Consider the following 13,610-nt stretch of genomic DNA (forward strand, 5'->3'; position numbering starts at 1 on the left):
TCTGTTGTGCTGCTCACATGTCCCTCCAGGAGACCCTCACCAGCGAGGAGCGGCTCGCCGACCTCGACCTCGACACCCTCAAGCAGCTCGTCGGCCTCGTCGAGTACGACGACCAGGAGGACCCGTTCCCCGTCACCGGCTGGGATGCCGCCGTGTGGTCGGTCGGCAACGCCACCCAGGCCGCCCACTTCTTCATCTCCGCGTTCGGCATGGAGCTGGTCGCCTACTCCGGCCCCGAGACGGGCAACCGCGACCACGTCGCGTTCGTGCTCAAGAGCGGCGCGGTCCGCTTCGTGTTCAAGGGCGGCGTCGACCCGAACAGCACGCTGCTCGACCACCACCGCAAGCACGGCGACGGCATCGTCGACATCGCGCTCGAGGTGCCCGACGTGGACCGCTGCATCGCGCAGGCACGCGCGGCCGGGGCGACGGTCCTCGAGGAGCCGCACGACCTGACCGACGAGCACGGCACGGTCCGGATGGCCGCGATCGCCACCTACGGCGACACCCGGCACAGCCTGGTCCAGCGCACGGTGGACGGCCGGTCGTACGACGGGCCCTACCTGCCCGGATACGTCGCCCGCACCTCCACGTTCACCAAGCGCGACGGTGCGCCGAAGCGGCTGTTCCAGGCCCTCGACCACATCGTCGGCAACGTCGAGCTCGGCCGCATGGACCACTGGGTCGAGTTCTACAACAAGGTCATGGGCTTCACGAACATGGCCGAGTTCATCGGCGACGACATCGCCACCGACTACTCGGCGCTGATGTCGAAGGTCGTCGCGAACGGCAACCACCGGGTGAAGTTCCCCCTCAACGAGCCGGCGATCGCGAAGAAGAAGTCGCAGATCGACGAGTACCTCGAGTTCTACGACGGCCCGGGCGCCCAGCACCTCGCGCTGGCCACCAACGACATCCTCGACACGGTCGACCGGCTGCGCGCCGAGGGCATCGAGTTCCTCGCCACCCCGGACTCGTACTACGAGGACCCCGAGCTGCGCTCCCGGATCGGCGAGGTGCGGGTGCCGGTCGAGGAGCTGCAGAAGCGCGGCATCCTGGTCGACCGCGACGAGGACGGCTACCTGCTGCAGATCTTCACCAAGCCGCTCGGTGACCGGCCGACGGTGTTCTTCGAGTTCATCGAGCGACACGGCTCGCTCGGCTTCGGCAAGGGCAACTTCAAGGCGCTCTTCGAGGCCATCGAGCGCGAGCAGGAGCGGCGAGGCAACTTCTGATGGCGCACTACCAGCGGATCGGGAACGTGCCGCCGAAGCGGCACACGCAGCACCGCGCCCCCGACGGGGCGCTCTACTTCGAGGAGCTGATGGGCGAGGAGGGCTTCTCGTCCGACTCCTCCCTGCTCTACCACCGGCACATCCCGTCGGCGGTCGTCGAAGCACGCACCTGGGACCTGCCCGACCAGGCCACGACCCCCAACCACCCGCTGATCCCGCGCCACCTGACGTTGCACGACCTCTTCGGTGACGACTGGCAGGGCGTCGACGCAGTGACCGGCCGACGCCTGGTGCTCGGCAACGGTGACGTCCGGATCAGCTACGTCGTGTGCGGCGCGACGTCCCCGCTGTACCGCAACGGCATCGGCGACGAGTGTGTCTACGTCGAGTCCGGCACCGCCGTCGTCGAGACGGTCTTCGGTGCACTCGAGGTCGGTGAGAGCGACTACGTCATCCTCCCCCGCGCCACGACGCACCGCTGGGTGCCGACCGGCCGCGACCCGCTGCGGCTGTACGTGATCGAGGCCAACAGCCACATCGGCCCACCCAAGCGCTATCTCTCGAAGTTCGGGCAGCTGCTCGAGCACGCGCCGTACTGCGAGCGCGACCTGCGGGTGCCCTCGGAGGTGCTGCTGGTCGACCCCGTCGCGGACGAACAGGTCGAGGTCTTCATCAAGCACCGGGGCAGTGGCCCCGGCGGGATCGCCGGCACCGTGCACGTGCTGCCGCACCACCCGTTCGACGTCGTCGGCTGGGACGGCTGCCTCTACCCCTACGTCTTCAACGTCGCCGACTTCGAGCCGATCACCGGCCGCGTGCACCAGCCGCCGCCGGTCCACCAGGTGTTCGAGGGCAACAACTTCGTGATCTGCAACTTCGTGCCGCGCAAGGTCGACTACCACCCGCTGTCGATCCCGGTGCCGTACTACCACTCGAACGTCGACTCCGACGAGGTGATGTTCTACGTCGCCGGCAACTACGAGGCCCGCAAGGGATCGGGCATCGGGCCGGGCTCGATCAGCCTGCACCCGGGTGGTCACGCCCACGGTCCGCAGCCGGGCGCCTACGAGGCGTCCATCGGCGTGGAGTTCTTCGACGAGCTTGCCGTCATGGTCGACACGTTCCGGCCGCTCGAGCTCGGTGAGGCCGGCACGGCCTCCGACGACGGCGTCTACGTCACCTCGTGGGTCCGCGGAGCGGCCGAATGATCCCGTTGCTGTTCGACGATGCTGCCGTCTTCCCACCCGGCAACCTGCCGCTCGCCGAGGCCGTCGCCGCCCACCGCCAGCACCGCACCCGTTGGTACGCCGACCTGGTCGGTCCGTTGGTGGTGCCCGCTGCCGCACTGCCCGCTCTCGCGGGTTCGGGGCCGCTCGACGTCGCGGTCGTCGTACCGGATGCGGAGGGGGCGGCTGCCGCGCTCGGTGCCGCGCCCGACGGCATCCGCATCGTGGGGCTGGAGGTCACCGGGGCCAGTGTGGCCGCGCTGCGGGCCGCCATCGGCGAGCCCGCCGGGGTGACCGTCCACGTCGAGATCCCGCGCGACGACCGACGGGACGCGGCCATCGCGGACCTGGTCGGGACGTCGTACCTCGCGAAGCTGCGGACGGGTGGCGTGCGCGCCGACCTGTACCCCGACGAGGCCGAGCTGGCCGCCACGGTCGCGGCCCTGGTCGAGGCCGGCGTGCCGTTCAAGGCGACCGCGGGCCTGCACCACGCGCTGCGCAACACGGACCCGGAGACGGGCTTCGAGCAGCACGGTTTCCTCAACCTGTTGGCGGCGACCGCCGCCCCCGACCCGGCCGTGCTCGCCGAACGCGATGCCGTGCCCGACCTGCCGACGACCTCGCTGCTCCGCTCCATCGGCACCTGCAGCATCACCGAACCGATCGACGAGCTGACCGCGCTCGGTCTCCTGGAGCTGACCCGATGAATGACCTGTACGGCATCACCAACCTCCCCTACGGCGTCTACTCGGTCGGGGACTCGGCTCCCCGCTGCGCGACCCGGTTCGGCGACCAGGTGCTCGACCTCGCACTGCTGCTCGACGACCCCGTCTTCGCGCAGCCGAGCCTCAACGCGTTCATGGAACAAGGGAAACAGCGCTGGGACGAGGTCCGCGCCCGCCTGATCGAGAAGCTGGTCGATCCGTTTCCCTCGTTCTGTGCTCACTCGGTCGACGACGTGACGATGCACCTCCCGTTCGAGGTGGCCGACTACGTCGACTTCTACGCCTCCGAGCACCACGCCTCGAACCTCGGGCGGCTGTTCCGCCCGGACAACCCCAACCCGCTGCTGCCGAACTGGAAGCACCTTCCGGTCAGCTACACCGGCCGCGCCGGATCCGTCGTGGTCTCGGGCACCGACATCGTTCGGCCGTGCGGCCAGCGGCTGCCCGCGGGCGCCGAGACACCGGTCTTCGGACCATCGGTACGCCTCGACATCGAGGCCGAGCTCGGCTTCGTGGTCGGCACCGGCAACCCGATGGGCAGCTCCATCTCCACCGAGGACGCCGCCGACCACATCTTCGGCGTCGCCCTGTTCAACGACTGGTCGGCCCGCGACATCCAGGCGTGGGAGTACGTCCCGCTCGGCCCCCACCTGGGCAAGTCCTTCGCGTCGACGATCGCGCCGTGGATCGTGCCGCTGGCCGCGCTCGACGCCGCCCGCGTCAGCACGCCCACCCAGGCCCCGTCTCCCCTGCCCTACCTGGCGATGGGCGACGCCTGGGGACTGGAGATCGACCTGGAGGTCGAGTGGAACGGTGACGTGGTCACCCGGCCGCCGTACGCGTCGATGTACTGGTCGCCCGCACAGATGCTGGCGCACCTGACCGTCAACGGAGCGCCCACCCGCACCGGTGACCTGTACGCCTCCGGCACCATCTCCGGCCCCGACCCCGACCAGGTCGGCTCGCTCATCGAGCTCGGCAAGGGCTTCCTCGAGGACGGCGACGAGGTCGTCCTCCGCGCCAGCGCCCCCGGCATCAACGGCACCCGCATCGGCTTCGGCGAGGCCCGCGGCCGGATCACGGCGGCCCGCTCATGACTGAAAGAGAAGGAACCACGATGAAGGAACTGCTCGACCGCTTCGAGGCCAAGGCCCCCGAGATCGTCTTCGAGTGGCACGACGCCGAGACCGACGCGAAGGGCTGGGCGGTCATCAACTCGCTGCGCGGAGGCGCCGCCGGTGGCGGCACCCGGATGCGGGTCGGCCTGGATCGCCGCGAGGTCGAGTCGCTCGCCAAGACCATGGAGGTCAAGTTCACCGTCTCCGGACCGGCGATCGGCGGCGCGAAGTCCGGCATCGACTTCGACCCGAACGACCCGCGCCGCGAGGGCGTGCTCGCGCGCTGGTTCAAGGCCCTGGCGCCCCTGCTGAAGACCTACTACGGCACCGGCGGCGACATGAACGTCGACGAGATGCACGACGTGATCCCGCTGACCGAGCGCTACGGCCTGTGGCACCCGCAGCAGGGCATCGTCAACGGCCACTTCGCGGCCGACGAGCGCGAGCTCGTGCAGCGCGTCGGCATGCTGCGCCTGGGTGTCTCGAAGGTCGTCGAGGACCCGCGCTACACGCCGGACCAGAAGGCGAAGTACACGATCGCCGACCTGGTCACCGGCTGGGGCGTCGCGGAGTCGGTCGTGCACTACTACGCGACCTATGGCACCGCGCAGGACCAGTCCCTCGAGGGCAAGCGGGTCATCGTCCAGGGCTGGGGCAACGTCGGCTCGGCCGCGGCCTACTACCTGTCCGAGGCGGGCGCCCGCATCGTCGGCATCATCGACCGCAACGGCGGGCTGATGAACGCCGAGGGCTTCACCCGCGAGGAGGTGCACGACCTCTTCGTGAACAAGAAGGGCAACACGCTGGTTGCCGACGACCTGATCCCGTTCGACCAGCTGGACGACGCGATCTGGGACATGGATGCCGAGATCTTCCTGCCCTGTGCAGGTTCTCGCCTGGTCACCGTCGAGCACGTGAAGCGGATGGTCTCGGGCGGCCTGGAGCTCATCTCGGCCGGCGCCAACGTCCCGTTCGCCGACCCGGAGATCTTCTACGGGTCGACCTACGAGTTCGCCGACCAGCACGTCGCGGTGATCCCGGACTTCATCGCGAACTGCGGCATGGCGCGCACGTTCACGATGCTGATGGAGGGCATCGCGGAGGTGTCCGACGAGGCGATCCTCGGCGACGTGTCACGGACCATCCGGACCGCGCTGGAGAAGTGCCACGAGCGCTCGCCGCACCCGACGCTGCTCGCGGCCACGGCGCTCGAGATCGCACTGGACCAGCTGGTCTGACCCTCTGGTGAATCACCGCTTCGGCAGCGACCTGACGTAGGCATCGGAGAGGTCCATCAGGTCGAGCACGTAGTCGTAGTCGTCCCGCATCCCCTTGATCGGGTACGACGACCCGTCGGTCAGCGACGTCGCCGAGCCGTCGTCGAAGCCGCGACCGGGCGCGAAGTACGCCTCGTCGTTGACGAAAGTCCCCGTGGGTGCGTGGAATCGTTCGCCGAACGCGTGGCCGCCGGTGTTGAGCAGGTCGACACCGAACGCCACGAACCGCTCCTCGGCCAGGGCGATCCCGAGCAGGTTCGCGATCGTCGGCAGGAGGTCGACCTGTGAGGCGACGTGCTCGCTGCGGAACGCCTCGCCGCCGGGGACGTGGATCACCAGCGGCGTGTTGAAGCGGCGCGCGAAGCTGTAGTCCGGGTCGAGCGCCCGGACTCCCGGGACGGTGTCCTTTTCGTTGAGTCCGGCATGGTCGCCGTACGCGACGAACAGGGACTTCTCCCACAGGCCGGTCTGCTGGAGGCCCCGGATGAACAGGCCGAGGGCGTGGTCGGCGTAGTTCTGCGCCTGGAGGTAGGCGCCGACCTCGGTGCCCTCGAGCTTGCCGGGCAGCCGCAGCCGCACCTTGTCGGCGGGCACCTGGAACGGGCCGTGCCCGGAGGCGGTGACGAGCTGGGCGTAGAACGGCTGGTCGGCTGCGTCCAGCTCCAGGAGACGCAGCAGCGAGCGGCCGTAGAACTCCTCGTCGGAGACGCCCCAGAAGTTGAACTTCGGGCCGGGGTACTCGTCCTTCTCGTGCCAGTGGTCGAAGCCCAACGCCCGGAACAGGTCGTCGTGGTCCCAGAACTTCGCCCAGTTCACGTTGAACGTCTCCGAGACGTACCCGCGGGGGCGCAGCAGCTTCGGCAGGCTCGGCAGGTCGCGGTCGCCGTACCCGGTGGACATGGCGACGTCGCCCACCGGATAGATCGACGTGTTCGAGATGAACTCAGCGTCGACCGTGTTGCCCTTGCCGATCTGCTGGAAGTGGCGCGGGAAGTACGCACTCTCCGCGACCAGGTCGTTGAGGTGCGGGGTGACCTCCTGGCCGTCGACCTCCAGCCCGATGACGAACTCCTGCAGCGACTCCAGCTGTACGACGACGAGGTTCTTGCCCTCGGCGGCACCGAAGCCGCGGGCCTTCGCGGGGTCGGTCTCGGTGGAGTGGTTGCGCGCCTTGAGGTCGGTCACCTGGTCGTACGCCGTCGCGAGATCCAGCGTCTGGTGGGTGCGCAGTGCACGGATCAGTGCGTCGGCCTCGTAGCCGAGCACCCCGAGCTGCTCGGCGCGGTACTGCTCGTTGCGCACGTCGACGCTGCTGTGCAGGACGACCGCGGTGACCAGCGTCCCCGTCACGACGACGGCGCCGAGGCGTCGGAGGCGATGCCGTCCGGCCATCCGGAACGGAGGCAGCCAGCGGTCCCCGTGGAGCAGCAGTCCGACGGCGGGCGCGAACGCCAGGTCGACGTAGAAGAACACCAGCCGCCAGTCCAGCAGGCTGGCGATGCTGGCCCGCACGTCGTCGGCCTGGTCGGCCTCGTCGAGCGCCGTGAAGGTGGGCAGCGTCTGGTAGTAGCCGAAGTAGAGGACGGCAGCGGTGAGGAAGACGCTGACCGCCGCGTTGAGGGACCACAACGCCGGGGACGTCGCCGGTCCCGGCGCGAGCAACGCCACCACGCCCACCAGGACGGCCGCCGCGGCCACGTCGGCGAGCAGCATCGTGGGACCGGGAACGCCGAAGACCAGCAGCCGGAAGAGCACCAGCTTGGCCACGACAAGACCCAGGACGAGGCGCTCCGGCCGGGGGCGCCGACGGGTCGCGGCCATGGAAGGAAACCTAGTCGCTGCAGCCTCAGGTGAGACCGGCCAGTCGCACCACGACTCGCTCCATGTCGCGCTCCTCGAGCCACACGGCCCGCTGCCGTGCGGCGCCGGTCCCCACGGCGAACAGCTCGTCGACCGCGTCCTCCACCCGCACCAGGTCGCCACTCGCGCCGAGCGCCTCCGCGGCGTGGTCGACGAGCGCGTCGACCACGGCCCGCGCCGATCGGGGTCGGTGCGTGAGCGGGTCCAGGAGGTCCCCGGACAGACCCCACCTGCTGGCCTGCCACATCGCCAGCCGCAGCAGGGCGACCGGTGCATCGACGGGCGGTTCGTCCGTGCGCCACTCGTCGGCGGCGGTCTCGACCAGCGCCCGGCACAGGCCGGCGACGAGTACGGCGACCTTCGGGTCCAGGCACACGTCGGCCACCCGGATCTCCAGGGTCGGGTAGTGCCGGGACGGCCGAGCGTCGTCGTAGACCATCCCCTCGTCGAGCGGGACGCCGGTGTCGAGCATCCGCTGCACGTGGTCCCGGTAGGCGCTGGCGGTGCCGTGGACGTCCGGCGGCCCGGCCGTCGGCCACCGGCTCCACACCTGGTTGCGGTAGCTCTCGTAGCTCGAGTCGGTGCCCTGCCAGAAGGGTGAGTTCGCGCTCAGCGCCATGAGGGTCGGCAACCACACCCGGATCCGGTCCATCGCCCCGACCGCCTCGTCGGCCGACGCGACCGAGACGTGGACGTGACAACCGCAGGTCAGCTGCTCGCGGGCGGTCAGCCCGAACCTCCGGGCGATCTCGGCGTAGCGCGGCGTCTCCGAGGCACGCGGCTGCACCCGGACCGGGGAGGTGCCACTGGCCAGGACGAGGGCTCCGGCGTCGAGGGCGGCCGAACGCGCCTTCTCGCGCCACGTGACGAGATCGGTCTCCAGGGCCGCCAGGTCGTCCTCGGGGGGCGTGTCCGTCTCGATCATCTGCTGTTGGAGCTCGGGGCCCAGCGAGCCGCCCAGGGCACCGTGGCGATCGGTGTCACCCCGGCCCCGTGCGACACGAAGGACCTGGCTGGCGACCGAGAGCGGGACACCGGTCTCCGCGTCGACGAGCAACAGCTCCTCCTCCACCCCGACTGTCCGGAGCCGACCCGGGGTACCGCCTGGGGAGCCCTCGCGACTCACCACGACCTCCACCCGGAAAGGCAGGAACCCCGATGTGCCGACTCTTCGGCTACGTGACCGAGGCCGACCGATCCGTGGCCAGCCTGCTCGGGGACGACGGGCTCGACGCGTTCACGTCGCTGACGGCTGTCCACGACGACGGCTGGGGTGCTGCCTGGCACCCGCCCTCCACGGACGGCTCGGTGACCACGCGCACCGTCACCTCGCCGCGCTCGGCTGCGCTCGACCCGGCGTACGACGCCCTCGTCCACGAACCGCTGTCGTGTGCGGGCCTGCTGCACCTGCGCTGGGCAACGGGCGGCCTTCCCGTACGGGCCGAGAACACGCACCCGTTCCACGCCGACAACTACGCGTTCGCGCACAACGGGCACGTCGCTCCGATCAGCGAGCTCGAGGCCCTGCTGAGGCCGGAAGTCCGCGCGCAGCTCGTGGGCGACACCGACAGCGAGCGCTACTTCCACTTCGTCCTGCAGACCATCGGCGACGTCGGGGACGAGGTGGAGGGCGTCACCCGGGCCCTCGCCACCCTGGTCGAGAAGTTCCCCCGATCGAGCCTGAACGCGTTGCTGCTGGCGCCTGAGCGGATCTTCGCGATCCACATCAACTCCCGCGCGGACTCGCCCAGCGACCTGCGCGACCTGCCCGCCGACGACCCCCTCCCCCTGCGCCACTCGACCGACTACTTCGCGATGGACTACCGGATCCGCGAAGGCAGCATCGAGGTCGTCTCCAGCGGTCTGGACGAGCCGGGCTGGACGCCCGTTCCGCTCGACACCGCCGTGGTGGTGGACCTGACGACCCGCGAGGTCACCCGTCTCGACCTGGCGGCCGTGCTGGAGGAGAGGTCGCAGTAGGGGCACGGGACTGCAGTACCCGCGCACCCGCTTTCGAACGGGTCCGTCAGAACGGGAACTGCACGCCCGTCAGCTCCTCGCTGAGCGACCAGAGCTTGCGACCGAGCTCGGCGTCCGACGAGTACCTGCTCAGCCGCGCGGGACCGACCGGGCCGCGGGTCTCGCGGAACCTCCGCGAACCGCTGTAGGAACCGGGCTCGGCCAGCGTGGCGGCGTACAACGAGGGGAGGGCGCCCTTGGCGGCCGGCTGCAGCACGATCGGCAGGACGAACGGCGCCAGGCGGGCGACCAGCTTGTTGGCGCCCATGCCGTCCGGGGACGCGACCAGGTTGGTCGCGGAGACGCCGGGGTGGGCGCCCGTGGAGGTGAGCTTCCCGCCGGCGGCGGTCGCCCGGTGGTGCAGCTCGCGCATGAACAGCACGTTGGCCAACTTGCTGTTGCCGTAGTAGGCCTCGGGCTTGTACGACGCCTCCGGGTTGGCCGCCAGGACCTTGTCGGTACCGCCGTGGTGGGCGATCGACGCAACCGTGACCACCCGCGGGGCCGGGGCCTCGAGGAGCGCGGGCAGCAGCCGGCCGGTCAGCGCGAAGTGGCCCAGGTGGTTGGTGCCGAACATCAGCTCGTGGCCGTCCTCGGTCGCGCGGTACGTCGGCGGGTTCATCACGCCGGCGTTGTTGACCAGCAGGTCGAGCGGGCCGTCCCAACGCTCGGCGAACGCCTGCACCGACGCCTGCGACGACAGGTCCAGCTGCTCGACACGGACGTCGCCCTGCATGCCGGCTGCGGCCTCGCGGGCCTTGTCGAGGCTGCGGCAGGCGAGCACGACGCTGGCGCCGTGTGCGGCGAGCTCTCGGGCGGTCACCTCTCCGATGCCGGTGTTGGCTCCCGTGACGACGGCGGTGACGCCGGTGAGGTCGGGCAGGTCGGCGGGGCTGAAGGCCATGCCTGCACGGTAGCGCCGCGTCGGCTGCGCAGGCCCCTAACCTGTGCCCATGACCTCTCCTTCAGGCATTGCCGCCACCCGGACGGCCCTGGTCACCGGCGCTGCCCGCGGCATCGGTGCCGCGACGGTGCGGCGCCTGGTCGCCGATGGCTGCCACGTCGTGGCCCTGGACTCGTGCGAGGGGCCGCCCCTGGCGGATGCGGAAGACCTCCACGCCCTCGCCGACGAGCTGGGTGAGTACGTCGTCCCCGTGGTCGCCGACGTCCGCGACCGCTCGGCTCTCGACAAGGCGGTCGCCGATGCCGTTGCCCGCTGGGGACGCCTGGACGTCGGGGTGGCGGCGGCGGCCGTCGTACGTGGCGGCATGCCGTTGTGGGAGACGACCGACGCGGACCTCGCGGATCTCTGGGACGTCGATGTCCGGGGCGTGTGGAACACCGCCGCGGCCGTCGTACCCGCCATGCTCGCCGGCCCCGACCCGAGCGGTTGCCGTTTCGTCGCGGTCGCCTCGGCGGCTGGGCACACGGGCCTGTTCCACCTCGCCGGCTACAACGCCGCCAAGCACGCAGTGGTCGGTCTGGTCCGTGGGCTGGCCGCCGACCTGCAGGGCACGGGAGTCACCGCGTGTGCGGTCTCGCCGGGCTCCACGGACTCACCGATGCTCGACGCCACCGCAGCCCTCTACGGCGTCGACCGGGCGGAGCTGGTGTCCCACCAGCCGCTGGGGCGCGCACTGAGCCCCGACGAGATCGCCGCGACCATCGCCTTCGGATGCTCGCCGGCCGGCCTGGTCTGGCACGGCGCCGACATCCACGCCGACGGCGGGTTCAACGGCTGACAGCCGCCGGACCTTCGTCGGTCGCACCACCTTCGTCGGCCCAGTCCGACGACGATCCGTCGTCCTTCGCAGGATCCGACTGGACATCGGGATCGGCGTCGGAGTTCTCCACGACGTCGTCGGGGCCGTAGGTCAGGTCCTCCTTGTCGAAGGGGACCTCGCGCTTCGGCGGCTCCTCGGCAGGCGGGGTGGCTGTCGGGTCGGGAGTGGTCATGCCTCGGCGGTACCCGCGCGGGAGGGCGGCATACCGAGTTCGCGGTAGACGACGAAGAACTTGCGGATCTGCTCGGTGATCTCCCAAGTGCCGACCCAGCCGAGCGGGAACACGGCGGCGGTGCCAGCGGTCAGGACGAGCGATTCACCCTCGTCCGGGGTCACGACCATCCGTCCCGACAGCACGAGGATGACTTCACCTCGGTCGAGGAACTCCCAGCGCGAGATTCCCGGGTTCGCTTCCCAGACCCCCGAGAGCACGCGCCCATCCCCGGATGTGAAGGGCACGGTCGACCGGACCGGGATCTCGCCTTCGAGCACGACTGCGCTCGGCGGACCGAGGAGGTCCTCGTCCAGGAGTCCCCAGAAAAGGTCAGCGGGAGCAAAGGTGATCGCCATGGGTCAGGTGTTCCTTCGAGAGGTTGGATGAGCGGACGAACCGAGCCTCGCTACTTGTTCGGCAGCCATCTGCGCCCGTTCCTTCCCGATCGTGGTGCTGTTGCCGTGGCCGGTGTGAACGGTGGTGTCGTCAGGCAGCACGAACAACTTCGCGCGGATCGAGCTCTCGAGCGTGGTCAGGTCGCTGTGGGAGCGGCCGGTGGCGCCCGGACCGCCGTCGAACAGCGTGTCGCCCGTGAACACACAGTCCAGGTCGGGGGCGTAGAGGCAGACGGCGCCCGGCGCATGGCCGGGCGTGTGCAGGACAAGGAGGCGCGTGCCGGCGACGCCGATGTCCTGACCATCAACGAGGTCTGAGCTCCACCTGCGGTCGGGGTGGGTGAGGTTCCACAGGGGCTTGTCGTTCGGGTGGAGCAGGATCGGGGCGTTGACAGCCTCGCTGAGGTCCGGGGCGACGCGGACGTGGTCGTCGTGCGCATGGGTGCACACGATCGCCTTGACCTTCCGGGTCCCGACCACCGCGATGATGTCGTCAACCGAGTGGGGCGCATCGATGACGATGCACTCCTCGTCGTCACCGATCACCCAGATGTTGTTCTCGACGTCGAAGGTCTCCCCGTCAAGGGAGAAGGTGCCGCTGGACACCGCATGATCGACCCGCACTTCCCCAGCCACTAGAGGACCACCACCGAACGCAGGACGTCACCGTGGTGCATCCGCTCGAACGCCGCCTCCACCTCACCCAACCCGATCTCCTCGGACACGAACGCGTCCAGGTCCAGCCGCCCCTGGCGGTACAGGTCAACCAGCATCGGGAAGTCCCGACTCGGCAGGCAGTCGCCGTACCAGCTCGACTTCAACGAACCACCACGACCGAACACGTCGATCAACGGGATCTCCGGCACCTTCATGTCCGGAGTCGGTACGCCGACCAGGACCACCGTGCCCGCGAGATCGCGGGCATAGAACGCCTGCTTCCAGGTCTCGGGCCGGCCCACGGCATCGATCACCACGTCGGCACCATCGGCGCCCTCGTAGGTCTGCGCACAGATCCGCTTGATCTCCACGACCGGATCCACCACCGACGAGTCGACCACATGGGTCGCGCCCATCCGGCGCGCCGTCTCGAGCTTCTTCGCATCAATGTCGACCGCGATGATCGGACTCGCACCAGCCAGCGCCGAACCGGCAATCGCGGCCACCCCGACACCACCGCACCCGAGCACCGCGACACTCCTGCCACGCGTCACCGCACCGGTGTTGATCGCCGCCCCGATCCCGGCCATCACCCCACAACCCAGCAGCCCGACCGCCGCGGGACGTGCCTGCGGGTCGACCTTCGTGCACTGCCCCGCAGCCACCAGGGTCTTCTCCGCGAACGCACCGATACCCAACGCCGGCGAGAGCTCCGTCCCGGCACCCTCACCATCGGCGAGCGTCATCTTCTGCTTCGCGTTGTGGGTGTTGAAGCAGTACTGCGCCTCACCGCGCCGACAAGCCCGACACTCACCACACACAGCCCGCCAGTTCAGCACCACGAAGTCGCCCGGCACCAGACCGGACACTTCAGGCCCCACGGCCTCGACGACCCCGGACGCCTCATGGCCCAACAGGAACGGGAAGTCGTCATTGATGCCACCCTCCCGGTAGTGGAGGTCGGTGTGGCACACCCCGCACGAGGCGACCTTGACGACGGCCTCGCCGGGACCCGGGTCGGGCACGTTGATGGTGACGATTTCGACCGGTTCGCCCTTTGCGCGGGCGATGACGGCCTTGACCTGCTGCATTGTTGGTTC

At 69.8% G+C, this 13,610-nt stretch carries 14 protein-coding genes; 7 read left to right on the forward strand and 7 right to left on the reverse strand.

From position 1 onward, the window contains the following. The first annotated feature begins 17 nt into the window (after positions 1-17). The 5 genes from hppD to ASD84_RS10290 are packed head-to-tail and all read left to right on the forward strand — an operon-like array spanning position 18 to position 5,542. Complete coding sequence (hppD, locus tag ASD84_RS10270; protein WP_056709708.1) at positions 18-1,235, forward strand: 4-hydroxyphenylpyruvate dioxygenase; 1,218 nt, start codon at positions 18-20, stop codon at positions 1,233-1,235. Then, a complete protein-coding gene (locus ASD84_RS10275) occupies positions 1,235-2,443 on the forward strand; it encodes a homogentisate 1,2-dioxygenase (RefSeq protein WP_056709710.1) in 1,209 nt (402 codons plus the stop codon). Before hppD ends, ASD84_RS10275 begins: the two co-directional genes overlap by 1 nt. Then, entirely contained in the window at positions 2,440-3,168 is a 729-nt protein-coding gene (locus tag ASD84_RS10280; RefSeq protein ID WP_056709711.1) for a hypothetical protein, read from the forward strand. The genes ASD84_RS10275 and ASD84_RS10280 overlap by 4 nt, the downstream gene beginning before the upstream one ends. After that, positions 3,165-4,283: a fumarylacetoacetase gene (gene fahA, locus ASD84_RS10285; protein WP_056709714.1), complete on the forward strand. Its 1,119-nt coding sequence runs from the start codon at positions 3,165-3,167 to the stop codon at positions 4,281-4,283. Before ASD84_RS10280 ends, fahA begins: the two co-directional genes overlap by 4 nt. 20 nt (positions 4,284-4,303) lie before the next feature. After that, complete coding sequence (locus ASD84_RS10290) at positions 4,304-5,542, forward strand: Glu/Leu/Phe/Val dehydrogenase dimerization domain-containing protein (protein ID WP_056709717.1); 1,239 nt, start codon at positions 4,304-4,306, stop codon at positions 5,540-5,542. 12 nt (positions 5,543-5,554) lie between these two features. On the opposite strand, the gene ASD84_RS10295 is transcribed toward ASD84_RS10290, so the two are convergent. Further along, positions 5,555-7,402, reverse strand: coding sequence for an LTA synthase family protein (locus tag ASD84_RS10295; protein WP_056709719.1), 1,848 nt, complete (start codon positions 7,400-7,402; stop codon positions 5,555-5,557). A 25-nt stretch (positions 7,403-7,427) separates the two neighbouring features. Then, positions 7,428-8,579: a glutamate--cysteine ligase gene (locus ASD84_RS10300; RefSeq protein ID WP_321164022.1), complete on the reverse strand. Its 1,152-nt coding sequence runs from the start codon at positions 8,577-8,579 to the stop codon at positions 7,428-7,430. Between the two features lie 20 nt (positions 8,580-8,599). Between ASD84_RS10300 and ASD84_RS10305 the strand changes: the two genes are divergently transcribed. Beyond that, on the forward strand, positions 8,600-9,421 hold the full coding sequence (locus ASD84_RS10305) for a class II glutamine amidotransferase (RefSeq protein WP_056709720.1): 822 nt from the start codon (positions 8,600-8,602) through the stop codon (positions 9,419-9,421). A gap of 46 nt (positions 9,422-9,467) precedes the next feature. On the opposite strand, the gene ASD84_RS10310 is transcribed toward ASD84_RS10305, so the two are convergent. After that, positions 9,468-10,364, reverse strand: a complete 897-nt coding sequence (locus ASD84_RS10310; protein WP_056709722.1) for an SDR family NAD(P)-dependent oxidoreductase — start codon at positions 10,362-10,364, stop codon at positions 9,468-9,470. 49 nt (positions 10,365-10,413) lie between these two features. On the opposite strand from ASD84_RS10310, the gene ASD84_RS10315 reads away from it, so the two are divergent. Beyond that, entirely contained in the window at positions 10,414-11,202 is a 789-nt protein-coding gene (locus ASD84_RS10315) for a mycofactocin-coupled SDR family oxidoreductase (protein ID WP_200954484.1), read from the forward strand. Here the strand turns inward: ASD84_RS10315 and ASD84_RS10320 are convergent. The 4 genes from ASD84_RS10320 to ASD84_RS10335 are packed head-to-tail and all read right to left on the reverse strand — an operon-like array spanning position 11,192 to position 13,601. Beyond that, on the reverse strand, positions 11,192-11,416 hold the full coding sequence (locus ASD84_RS10320; RefSeq protein ID WP_056709723.1) for a hypothetical protein: 225 nt from the start codon (positions 11,414-11,416) through the stop codon (positions 11,192-11,194). The two genes, ASD84_RS10315 and ASD84_RS10320, sit on opposite strands and share 11 nt — an antisense overlap. Next, the gene (locus tag ASD84_RS10325; protein ID WP_056709725.1) at positions 11,413-11,814 is read right to left on the reverse strand and encodes a cupin domain-containing protein; all 402 of its coding nucleotides are present in this window, start codon (positions 11,812-11,814) and stop codon (positions 11,413-11,415) included. Before ASD84_RS10325 ends, ASD84_RS10320 begins: the two co-directional genes overlap by 4 nt. Positions 11,815-11,817: 3 nt before the next feature. Next, the gene (locus ASD84_RS10330) at positions 11,818-12,459 is read right to left on the reverse strand and encodes an MBL fold metallo-hydrolase (RefSeq protein WP_235531056.1); all 642 of its coding nucleotides are present in this window, start codon (positions 12,457-12,459) and stop codon (positions 11,818-11,820) included. Between the two features lie 29 nt (positions 12,460-12,488). Then, on the reverse strand, positions 12,489-13,601 hold the full coding sequence (locus ASD84_RS10335) for an S-(hydroxymethyl)mycothiol dehydrogenase (RefSeq protein WP_056709727.1): 1,113 nt from the start codon (positions 13,599-13,601) through the stop codon (positions 12,489-12,491). Positions 13,602-13,610: the final 9 nt, after the last annotated feature.

Origin of the sequence: Nocardioides sp. Root682 (genome assembly GCF_001427795.1) — a bacterium.
Lineage (GTDB): Bacteria > Actinomycetota > Actinomycetes > Propionibacteriales > Nocardioidaceae > Nocardioides.

Excerpts from the sequence above, each read along its gene's own strand:
- ASD84_RS10280 (WP_056709711.1), top strand. The coding sequence starts at position 2,440 with ATGATCCCGTTGCTGTTCGACGATGCTGCCGTCTTCCCACCCGGCAAC.
- ASD84_RS10325 (WP_056709725.1), bottom strand. The coding sequence starts at position 11,814 with ATGGCGATCACCTTTGCTCCCGCTGACCTTTTCTGGGGACTCCTGGAC.
- ASD84_RS10335 (WP_056709727.1), bottom strand. The coding sequence starts at position 13,601 with ATGCAGCAGGTCAAGGCCGTCATCGCCCGCGCAAAGGGCGAACCGGTC.
- ASD84_RS10290 (WP_056709717.1), top strand. The coding sequence starts at position 4,304 with ATGAAGGAACTGCTCGACCGCTTCGAGGCCAAGGCCCCCGAGATCGTC.
- ASD84_RS10315 (WP_200954484.1), top strand. The coding sequence starts at position 10,414 with ATGACCTCTCCTTCAGGCATTGCCGCCACCCGGACGGCCCTGGTCACC.
- fahA (WP_056709714.1), top strand. The coding sequence starts at position 3,165 with ATGAATGACCTGTACGGCATCACCAACCTCCCCTACGGCGTCTACTCG.
- ASD84_RS10295 (WP_056709719.1), bottom strand. The coding sequence starts at position 7,402 with ATGGCCGCGACCCGTCGGCGCCCCCGGCCGGAGCGCCTCGTCCTGGGT.
- ASD84_RS10320 (WP_056709723.1), bottom strand. The coding sequence starts at position 11,416 with ATGACCACTCCCGACCCGACAGCCACCCCGCCTGCCGAGGAGCCGCCG.
- ASD84_RS10275 (WP_056709710.1), top strand. The coding sequence starts at position 1,235 with ATGGCGCACTACCAGCGGATCGGGAACGTGCCGCCGAAGCGGCACACG.
- ASD84_RS10310 (WP_056709722.1), bottom strand. The coding sequence starts at position 10,364 with ATGGCCTTCAGCCCCGCCGACCTGCCCGACCTCACCGGCGTCACCGCC.
- ASD84_RS10305 (WP_056709720.1), top strand. The coding sequence starts at position 8,600 with ATGTGCCGACTCTTCGGCTACGTGACCGAGGCCGACCGATCCGTGGCC.
- hppD (WP_056709708.1), top strand. The coding sequence starts at position 18 with ATGTCCCTCCAGGAGACCCTCACCAGCGAGGAGCGGCTCGCCGACCTC.